We start from the raw sequence: 10,791 nt of genomic DNA, 5'->3' as shown, positions 1-10,791 counted from the left end.
AACACCTACAGAACCAGAAACACCTACAGAACCAGAAACACCTACAGAACCAGAAACACCTACAGAACCAGAACCAACTCCAGAGCCAGCGCCAGAAGCAGAAACAACTTCAGAAGCAACAGATAGTGCTGATACTGTCACAAATATTGCTACTGGTGATATTAATCAGAATGCCGGTAATGAAATTGTGACAACAGCAACAAATGATGCCATAATAACTGCTAGTCAAGTAACAGGAACAGGCCGAATTGCTGGTACTAAATTTAGTGATATCAATGCTAACAATGCAATAGATCCTGATGAACCTGGTCTTCCTGGATTCACTATTTATCTCGACCTTAATGACAACAGAGTTCTAGACACGGGTGAACCAACATCTATTACTGATGCAGATGGTCGCTATAGCTTTGACGATTTACCATCTGATACTTATCCAGTCAGAGAAGTTCAGCAAGCAGGTTTCACCCAAATTACTCCTGATCCAATAATTAACTTAGCTGAGGGTGACAATATTGATTTCGTCAATATTGGAAACCAACCTAGTGATCCAGGAATACCTCCTGTAATTCCCCCTATAGATACAGATGCCCGAGGTACAATTACTGGCGTTAAATTTGATGATCGCAATGCAGACGGTTTAGCAGGTCCTGACGAACCAAGACTCATAGATGTCGAAATTTTTGTAGACCTTAATCGTAATGGTTTCCCAGAAGCTAATGAACCTGTTACCAGAACAGATCCTAATGGGGAATATCGGTTTACATTACCTCCAGGAAACTTCAGAGTATTAGAAACACCACCTCCTGGTTTTATTAATACTACTCCTACTCCTTTAGTTCCCGTTGTTCCTGGTCAGACTGTTGTCTATAACTTTGGTGATACCAGTATCTTTGACCCGAACACAAGTATTAGTGGTTTCATCTTCACTGATGAGAATAACAATGGAATTCGGGACTTTATCAATAGCGCTGAAGACCTAAATGGTGATGGGATATTAGATCCAGGTGAAGACCTCAACGGTAATGGTATACTTGATGGTTTAGTCTTCACTGAAGCAGGTATTCCTACAGCTCAAGTTTTCCTAGATATAGATGGCGATGGAGAACTGGATCGCAGCGAAGACCTCAACGGTGACGGGGTACTAAATGAAGGCGAAGACTTAGATGGCGATGGTATACTCGATCTAGACGAGCCTGAAACCTTCACAGATCCTGATGGTCGTTATACATTTAATGGTGTAACCCCTGGTAATTACACAGTTGATGTTGTTCTCCAAGAAAACTTATTCCTAACTGCGACTCACCCAATTATTACTGTTTTTGTTGGTGAGGTGCCACCACCAGAAGATCCCAATATCTCACCAAATCCAATTAACCTTCCATTTGGTCAAAGTTTATTTGATATTGATGTAGGTGTTAACGTTACATCACCAGAGGAAGATACTGTTAGTGGTATTGTATTTGCTGACAACAACGGTAACGGACTATTTGAACCTCTATTAGGGGAAGTTGGTTTACCTGGTGTTGAAGTCTTCCTAGACACAAAAGCAGATGGTCAGATACAAGGCTTTGAACCAAATCAAATTAGTGGTCCTGGTGGTACTTTTGGTCTAGATGTGTCTGATGTAGATTCAGGTTCTTATCAGCTTCTACAAATTATTGATCGCATAGGTTTCATTCAAACAACTCCAACAGCTTTGATAACTGTTGGTGATGGTCTCAGTACCGTTTATAACTTTGGGAATCAACCGCAAACTCTAATTACTGGAAATGTCTTTGAAGACTTTAACAGTAATGGTATCCAAGACTTTAACGATGCTAATGGTAATGGAATCCTTGACCCTGATGAATTTGTAGAAAGAGGTGTTCCTGGTTTCCGTATCTATGTCGATCTGAACGAAAATGGTGTTCTTGATAACTCATTTATTGAGCCTAATGCCTTCACAGATACTAACGGAGACTATGCAATTGTTGGTCTTCTACCAGGTACTTACACATTACGACTGATTCCACGAGATGTTATTACAGATCCAAACGATCCAACTGCAACTTCACAAGGCTTTATTGCTACAACTCCAACGGATCTGACAATTACTGTTGACCAGTTTGAGAATTCTAACCTCGTAATTGATTTTGGTCAGTCTCCGGTACTTCCTCCTGCTGGCCGTGCTAATATTTCTGGTATTGCATTTGTAGATGATAACGGCGATGGTCAAGCAGATCCAGGTGAACTTCAATTGCCTAATGCTACTATCTACATAGATGCTAACGAAAATGGGGAGCGAGATGATGACGAACGATTTGCTTTCACTGACCAATTTGGTCGCTATGAAATCCCTAATATCGATCCAGGAACTTATATTGTTCGTCAGGAACCACTACCTGGTTTCACGGACTCTACAGCTCCACAACCTGTAATAATCAGTCTGGCAGCAGGTGATAACGCTGACTTTATTAACTTTGCCAACGATCCAACAAATCTCCCACCTGCGGTGCTTCCTGTTGTAGATCTCGGTGGTATTGTTTTCAACGATATTAATGGTGATGGTCTAATAGATCCAGGAGAGAATGGTATTCCTGGTGTTACCGTATTCCTTGACCGCAACGGTAATTTAATCCTTGACAATCAGGAACGTGAGACGGTTACAGATTCCTTGGGAGTATACGACTTTACAGATTTACCACCTGGTACTTATACAGTTCGACAGGTGCCACCACCAGGTCTATTCCAAACTACTCAAGACCCAACTGTCACACTATTTGCAGGAGATGATGCTAACTTTGTCAACTTTGGTAATAGCACTACTCCAGGTATAACACCACCACCATCTACAGGTATTGGTAGTATTAGTGGGGTAACTTTTGAAGACCTCAATGGCAACGGTTTCATAGATGCAGGTGAACCGGGTATTGGTGGTATTGTTGTTTATTTCGATCAGAATAACAACTCTGTTCGAGATGCTGATGAAATATTTGTTGCTAGTGATGCCAATGGTAACTATGGCTTCTCAAACTTAGCAGATGCTAGTTATACAATTCGGCAAGACCTAAACCCAGAGCAGGCAGCAATATTTAATCAAACTGTTCCTTCTGATAATCCTGGTGGACCAATCTTCATCAGCACATTTGGTGGTGTTGATGTTCCTGGTGTGAACATTGGTAATATTCGTATATAATATCCAGATTTATTTAGTATTTGGATAATACCAGAACTCAGGATAAAAACTGAGGTTTAACTTAAAAATTAAATTTTTAGCGTAGTCAATCATTATTTGAGATTTGACTACGCTTTTTTTCAACCTTTCAGCTTTCAGCACTCAGTCATATCATGTCCGGTTGAATAGTTATAAATAAATGAGGGAGGAGTCAGGAGTCAGGAGTCAGGAGGGAAGAGAGCAGAAAGAAAGTATAAAAATAAGAAAGTTTTTTTGATCACTAATTATCCGGACATGATATAATCAGCAATTGTTCAGGTTTTCTCCTACTCCCTACGACGTATTTCCTGTTCCGTAAAATTTTTATTGTAGTGGATTGTTTCACCTAAAATAGTGCAAAGCGCTTTTCTCATAATCACCCCATCACCCCATCACCCCATCCCCTCATTTTCTAATGCAACATTTATAGCGGTTTTCACAAAGGTAGACTACAAAATTTCTTCCTTCTTCCTTCTTCCTTCTTCCTTCTTCCTTTCAACCCAAATCTCTGTACTCTATATTAATGAAAACTGCTATAAGATGAAACAGTCCAGTAGGTATTTAAAGAGACATAATATTAGTATTAAATTTAACAAATTGCCCCATGAGAAAGCTTTAAAATATATATGGAGAAACTAGACTAAATTTTTTTACTAAAACAATTGTCTATAGCAACTTCTAGTCCTAAATGTCCAGCTCATATAGTAAAGCTAGATAATGGTCTAACAGTTATTCATCAGTATGTTCCAGCCACTCCAGTAGTGGTTGTAGATGTGTGGGTAAGGGCAGGCGCTAGGCAAGAACCCGATCGCTGGTCAGGTATGGCTCATTTCCTAGAACACATGATTTTTAAGGGAACAGAAAAATTAGGTCCCGGTATATTTGATCGAATAATTGAAAACCGTGGTGGAATAACAAATGCAGCTACTAGCCATGACTATGCTCACTTTTTTATTACCACTGCAGCTAAATATATAGAAGAAATAGTACCCGCACTGGCAGAATTGTTATTGCGAGCTTCCATACCAGAATCAGAATTTGCCAGAGAACGAGAAGTTGTACTTGAAGAAATTCGCCAATCACAAGACACTCCAGATGACGTAGGTTTTCAAGCATTAATGGAAAATGTTTACCAAGATCATCCTTACGGACGTTCAGTGATGGGGAAGGAAGCACTGTTGAGAGAGCGAGAAGTGCATGAAATGCGTTGTTTCCACCGTTATCACTATCAACCAGAAAATATGGCAGTGGTAGTTGTTGGGGGAGTAGAGCAAACACAAGTCATAGAATTAGTTAGTACAGCCTTTGAAAAATTTTCGCCAAAATGTTCTGATTGTCCGCAAGTAGAAATAGAAGGAGAAGCATTAATAACTGAAGTTCGTCGTCAGGAAATACATTTACCAAGATTAGAACAAAGTCGCCTGACAATGGCTTGGATCGGACCAGGAGTAGAACAATTAGATGACGCTTATGGCTTAGATTTGCTGTCAGTGCTGTTGGCAGAGGGAAGAACTTCTAGATTAGTCAGAGAATTACGAGAAGATTTAGGTTTAGTACAAGGAATTGGTAGTAATTTCTCCTTACAGCAAGACTCAAGTTTGTTTACAATTAGCACTATGCTAGAACCAAAAGATATTCCAGAAGTAGAAGGGAGGATTTGCGATCGCCTCAATGAGTTATTTACTTTGAATATTTCTGAGGTAGAACTAGCTCGGTGTAAACGTTTATTATGTAATGATTATGCGTTTTCCACTGAAAGTCCAGGACAGTTAGCAGGTCTTTATGGCTATTATTTTACTATAGCTAACCCAGAGCTAGCAGTAACTTATCCACAAAAAATAGCCGAATTTCAGCCAAAAGAATTACTAAATTTAGCAGAAAAATACCTATCTCCAAATCGCTATGCAGCAACAGTATTAATACCTAACTATAACTAGGTAACGGCTAATTTTGCTATAAGATTGTATGACTATCAAACTTTGTTAAAATAAGTTTAATTTCTGTTCAAATCAAAATTTTATGTAATTTCAGATTAATTTAATAGACATATATCAATTCAGGTTGCTACTATTTTGATAATAGTACAAAAGACTAATTGTTCCTGACTAAAATTCTAGGTAGAAAGTATATGTCTGATAACAATTCATTACTGAAAAATAGAGACTACACATTTATTTTTGCCAGAAGCCCTGAAAGCTGGTCTTCTTCCTATCAGTATTATGAACATTGGGTAGCAGCGCAAATAAAAATAATTAATTTAGCAAAACATTGTCAATTATTAGATCATGATGGAATTACAGTTTACTTTGCATCTAGTCCTTTTATCAAGCATAGCAATACAGAAGTCATAAAATTAGCCCAACTATTTCAACTCAAAAATCCTCCCGAAAAAATGGATTTAGTAAGTAGTTTACAAGATGCTCTTGATGACTATTTTCAGCGCAGAGATGCAAAGCAAACTAAAAATGGAGATACTATCTTAGTATTAGTAGACAAAATATCTAACGAGCAAGAATTTCTGATCGATCTAATTATGAATGCCACTGAAAAAATTGATTTGATTCCAGGTACAGAAAATAGTTATGAATTAGGAATTAGTTTTTTACAGATAGGAGAAGACCCAACTACAAAAGAATATCTAACTTACCTTGATGATAATCTTGTTGATGCTGGTGCAAAATGTGATATTGTAGATACAAAATTATGGTATGAAATTAAGCAACAATCTCTTACAGATATTCTGATTCATGCCTTGGTTGATTAGCAAAACACTGGAATCAGAAATAAGGCAATAGAGAATGGGAAGGAGCTTACAAGAGTATGTTTTTTATAATTAGGGCTTGCTGATTAATCATGAAAGTATTGACAGATAAAGACTTGAGCATTTTTTAGTTGAAAAAAGTAACAGCTTTTTGGTGGATAGAGCTGCAAAAAGTTAGTATGCATGAGATGATTATGGCAGAAAAATTGAGGAATAATTTTTCGAGTACCTCCCCTATAATTCCCATTTCTCCTGTCTCCTATCTCCTGTCTCCTACCCTTACCCATAAAACTTTTGAGCGCAAACCCTAATTATGCTGTTGTAGTGTAGGGAGTTTAGGAGAAATGACTTGGGTATGTTTTTTACCTTTGATGTAAAAGTGGATCAAAAAACCTTAAAAATATGAAAGCTGGGAGAAGTTTTGAGCCATTTCTTGTAGAAAAAAGTACACTTTTTTTTGAGATTTTATAATGACCGCTTTTTCCCCTTGAAAGGGGAGGCTAATAAAGCTGAATTATTTAATTAATAATTATTAATTATTCGGTAAGATAGGGATGAGGGAGTTTTTCTTCATATAAGAATGATACAAAAAGTGCATCCTTAACAAGAGCCGATCTAATTCATTTTAGACAGCTATATCTATCATTTTCCCCTTTTTTTTTTAATTAATTCCTTCTTCGTTCTTACTTCTTGCTTAAATATACCATTTATAACAAACATTGATCTCGCCTGGGATAACAACAGAAACTTAATTTAATAAATATTTTTTCTAACAGTAAACGTAAAACTTTTCAATTGCTTAATCGTCAGCGATAACTTCATTCAAATTCAACAATAACTTTTCTGCTGTGTAGGGTTTGGGCAAAAAAGATTTAGTCCCAATTAATTTTGCTGCGGAAATCTTCTCTTGTGTTGCTAGTCCACTGGTAACAATTAGCTTGACATTGGGATTAATTTTTTTCAAGGCACGCATGGCAGTCAAACCATCCATTTCGGGCATGATTATATCCATCAACACTACCTCAATCTCCTCAATATGTTGGGCATAAACAGCGATTGCATCAATACCATCATTAGCGGTAATAACTCGGTAGTTGTGAGTTTCTAAAGTAGCTTTGGTAATTTCTCTAATTGGAGTTTCATCATCAACAACTAAAATCAATTCTCTTTGCCCCCAAGGTACAGTCTCCACAGTTATAGTTTCAGTTGCTGCTATTTCTGTTGATGCAGGCAGATAAATCTTAAATTGAGTGCCAGAACGGCGATCGCTCTTAACCTGAATAGTACCACCATGATTTTTGACAATACCTATGACCGTAGACAAACCTAATCCTGTCCCTTGACCTGGTTTTTTAGTAGTAAAAAAAGGATCAAAAATGCGGTCGATTATCTCTGGAGGAATACCTATTCCCGTATCAGTTAGGGTAATTAAAATGTAATTGCCAACTTCTATATTTAAATTTGTGCAAGAATATTGCCGATCTAAACTCAGATTTTCAGCAGAGATGACTAACTTGCCACCATCTGGCATAGCATCTCGGGCATTAACACAGAGATTCATTAATACCTGATGTAGTTGAGTAGAATCTCCTTGAACTAGCCACAATTCAGGTGAAATATAACTTTCAATAACAATTAATTTGGGAAAAGTTCTTCTGATTAAGTTGACAACTTCCTCTAACACTTGAGCTAAGTTTACTAATTCCCATTGCGATTCAATTTCCCGTGAGAACAGCAACACTTGTTTAATGATATCAGCACCCCGCTGGGCATTGTTTCTAATTATTTTCAGAAGTTTCAAACTTGATTCATCTAAATTAGGAATCTTTAATGGCAAAAGTTGAGCAAAGCCCAAAATAGGAGTCAAAATATTATTGAGGTCGTGGGCAATTCCTCCCGCTAAAGTTCCTATGTTTTCTAAACGTTGAGCGTGTAGTAGTTGCTGGCTTAATTCTTTTTTCTCAGTAATATCGGTATTAACCATCAGAATTGATAGGGGATTACCCTGTTGGTCGCGCATTAATGTCCAGCGACTTTCCACGATGATTTCCTGACTCTTCTTCGTAAGTTGTCTGAGTTCTCCATTCCAATTACCTTGCTCAAGTGTAATCTTCAGAGCAGTCTCCAGTTGAGCTAAAGACTCTCCATGAAATAACTCCTGGACTACTTGATTTATAACCTCTTCTGCCTTCCAACCATACAAGCGTTCTGCTCCCTGACTCCAGAATAAAATTCTGTTCGACAAATCGCGAACAAAAATTGCATCGCTAGCAATATCGATTAAAGCTGCTTGTTCAGCATTTTTTTGATATAGTTCCGACTTTTGAATAGCAATCCCCAACTGGGTTGCTAATTGTTGCAGTAGTTCAACTTCTTCAGTTTGCCATTGTCGAGGAGCGGAACAATGATGAGCGATCGCTAAACCCCACAAATTTTCTCTTTCTAATATAGGCACCACTAAAGTCGCTCTTACCTGGAAGTTCGCCATTAGTTCTTTGTAGCATGACTCAACATCAGAACTAATAAAATCGCTATTCATATATACTCGACCCTGGCGATAGGGTTCAACATAATCTTCCGTAAAACAGGGATCGGTAATCCTTGACTTCAAAATAGAAGTCCAACCAGAAACAACCGATTCAGCAACTACTATACCTGACCAGTCTGGATCAAAGCGAAAGATAATTACCCGTTCAGTTTGTAGTAACTGTCGCAATCCTTCGACAGCAAATTGTAATATTTTCTCAATATCAAAGCTTTGGTACATTGCTTCAGTAATTTCAGCGATCAGATGCTGTCTTGCTATTTGCTGCTGAAGTCTTAATTCTGCTTCTTTGCGCTCAGTAATATCAACAGCAGTACCATATAATATTTGCTCTTTAGGGTATGGGGATGCTCTCCACAACAACCAGCGGTAGAAACCATTTTTGTGTCGATAGCGGTTTTCAAAGTTGAGAGTTATCTTGCCCGCAAACAAATCTGCGGCTTCTGTGATAGTTGCCTTGATATCTTCAGGGTGAATAAACTCAGTCCATGGACAGGAGATCATTTCCTCAGCTGTCCAGCCAAGTATTTGCTCACAAGTTTGGCTAACCCAATAGAAATATCCTTTATTACCTACTATCACTTGTAAATCCAAACCAATTGCGAGAAAGCGCTCCCGTTCTTGTTCTACTTGCTTGCGTTCTGTGATATCTTTGTAAATCAATACTACTCTTTTTTTGCGATCGTTGTCCGGTCTAAAGATGTAGAATTCGTAGCAGGTGTTAAGGTGGGCATCGGGTAATTCCATGCGAACCGCTTCACCAGTAAGAGCAACATGAGCAAAGACTTCAAACCAATCATGTTCAAAATCGGGAATGATATCACTCGTCCATCGACCAGGGAGTTGTTGGCCATTCATCTTCCTAGCAGTAGTATTTGCCTCTACATAAAGAATGTCAACAAGGTGGTCATTTTTGTCAAAAATCACGTCGGAGAAAATCACCCCTTGGTCAATTGAATTGAATAACTTACGATATTTTGCTTCTGACTCACTTAAGGTTAATTCTGCTTGTTTACGTTTATTAATATTAATAACTACTGACTGACTCATTAGGTAGTTCCCTACTTCGTCTTCAATAGCTGTTGCACTCAAACTTATGGGCAGAATAGAGCTATCTTTACAGCGCATTTGAAATTCAAGATCGTTAACCCAACCTCCCTGTTTCAAAATTGGGAAATTATTCTGAAATGTTGGTAAGCTTTCAGGAGTAATAAAGTCGGAAAATTTGTGCCCTAAAACTTCTTCTCGGCTGTATCCCAACATTTGGAGTTCAGTATCATTAATGCCAATAAAGATCCCATTTTTATCTAGGAAATGATATCCACAAGGTAAGTTATTATAGAGTTCTTCAGGAAAATAATTCATTTTTAATTCTTAGCTTATAACTCAGATAAAGAAGTACTTTGAGTTAAATATATATCTTTAAATAATTAAATCTTATATTATACATCAAAATTATAGATGTGTTGCACAGTTGAAGAATCTCAACTAATCTTTTTTCAAGAAAACCTAATAAATTAAGATTGTATAAACAATGATTAAAACTTTATTACAAAAGCTACCTATCCAAGTAGCTCTAGGAATATCTGTTGTCAGCTTCTTTTTTTCACCTGCAGCTAATGCTCAGTTAATCAGACAACAGTTTGAAGGGAATTTTAGCCTAATTGGAGTTAGCCCCCTACTCGAAGATACCACACCTGGCAATAGCGACTATTCAGGTTTTGTCCTTTTCTCAGAAGATGGAACTCTAGAAGATTGGCAAATTAGCGTTGATGGAGTGGGTTTAGATTTAGACCCTGATTCAACTTTGCCCACATCCCTACCTTTTGGTCTTGGTCCAAGCCCTTATATTAGTTTTGACCTTTCTTCGCCCTCAGATTGGAATTTATCAATTGATTTTGGTATTGCTGCTGATGCTCCCAGATATATTCTAGACAGAAATGCCTCAGAAATCACTTTTGCCGGTCAATTGGGATTAGCAGGAGGTTACACTTATGAAGATTCTGTAGCGACTATTACTGAGACTTTAACTTCAGTTCCTGAGCCTGGAACTATTTTTAGTATTCTAGCTGTTGGTGGGTTAGGATTAGTTGTTAAACGAAAAGAACAAGTTTAATAGCTGAGGTAATTTTAATAGCTGAGGTAATACTGTAGTTATTTTGTTGAAGAACTTTGTAGGTGCAAAAAGTTGACCTAAATATATAATCAGTTTGAAAACTCGTCGGTAGTGAGCAAAAGGGAGCAATCTCGGGGGTGGTGAGAGATTGCTTCCTTCCATTCTAGTTGTTGACG

The 10,791-nt window shown here is 37.7% G+C and carries 5 protein-coding genes; 4 read left to right on the top strand and 1 reads right to left on the bottom strand.

The window, feature by feature from the left end; translation table 11 throughout:
* From ACP6PL_RS11040 to ACP6PL_RS11030, 3 genes are all read left to right on the top strand, one after another.
* Positions 1 to 3,175 (top strand): SdrD B-like domain-containing protein (locus ACP6PL_RS11040; protein ID WP_426545308.1); only part of this gene is annotated, 3,175 nt, incomplete at its 5' end.
* Between the two features lie 680 nt (positions 3,176 to 3,855).
* Complete coding sequence (locus ACP6PL_RS11035; protein WP_426545307.1) at positions 3,856 to 5,130, top strand: M16 family metallopeptidase; 1,275 nt, start codon at positions 3,856 to 3,858, stop codon at positions 5,128 to 5,130.
* 191 nt (positions 5,131 to 5,321) lie between these two features.
* Positions 5,322 to 5,957, top strand: a complete 636-nt coding sequence (locus tag ACP6PL_RS11030) for a vWA domain-containing protein (protein WP_426545306.1) — start codon at positions 5,322 to 5,324, stop codon at positions 5,955 to 5,957.
* A 796-nt stretch (positions 5,958 to 6,753) separates the two neighbouring features.
* On the opposite strand, the gene ACP6PL_RS11025 is transcribed toward ACP6PL_RS11030, so the two are convergent.
* Positions 6,754 to 9,864, bottom strand: a complete 3,111-nt coding sequence (locus tag ACP6PL_RS11025) for a hybrid sensor histidine kinase/response regulator (RefSeq protein WP_426545305.1) — start codon at positions 9,862 to 9,864, stop codon at positions 6,754 to 6,756.
* A gap of 169 nt (positions 9,865 to 10,033) precedes the next feature.
* Here ACP6PL_RS11025 and ACP6PL_RS11020 point away from each other — a divergent pair, with 169 nt between their 5' ends.
* Positions 10,034 to 10,615 (top strand): PEP-CTERM sorting domain-containing protein, encoded by a 582-nt coding sequence (locus ACP6PL_RS11020; protein WP_426545304.1) that lies wholly within the window; start codon positions 10,034 to 10,036, stop codon positions 10,613 to 10,615.
* Positions 10,616 to 10,791 lie beyond the last annotated feature (176 nt).

Origin of the sequence: Dapis purpurea BLCC-M126 (assembly GCF_050015975.1) — a bacterium.
In the GTDB taxonomy this organism is placed as follows: Bacteria; Cyanobacteriota; Cyanobacteriia; order Cyanobacteriales; family Microcoleaceae; genus Trichodesmium.
The sequence above is the reverse complement of the archived record's forward strand: the minus strand, read 5'-3'. Positions and strand labels throughout refer to the sequence as shown.

Bases quoted from the DNA above. Each gene is read 5' to 3' on its own strand.
- ACP6PL_RS11020 (WP_426545304.1), top strand. From the start codon at position 10,034: ATGATTAAAACTTTATTACAAAAGCTACCTATCCAAGTAGCTCTAGGA.
- ACP6PL_RS11025 (WP_426545305.1), bottom strand. From the start codon at position 9,864: ATGAATTATTTTCCTGAAGAACTCTATAATAACTTACCTTGTGGATAT.
- ACP6PL_RS11030 (WP_426545306.1), top strand. From the start codon at position 5,322: ATGTCTGATAACAATTCATTACTGAAAAATAGAGACTACACATTTATT.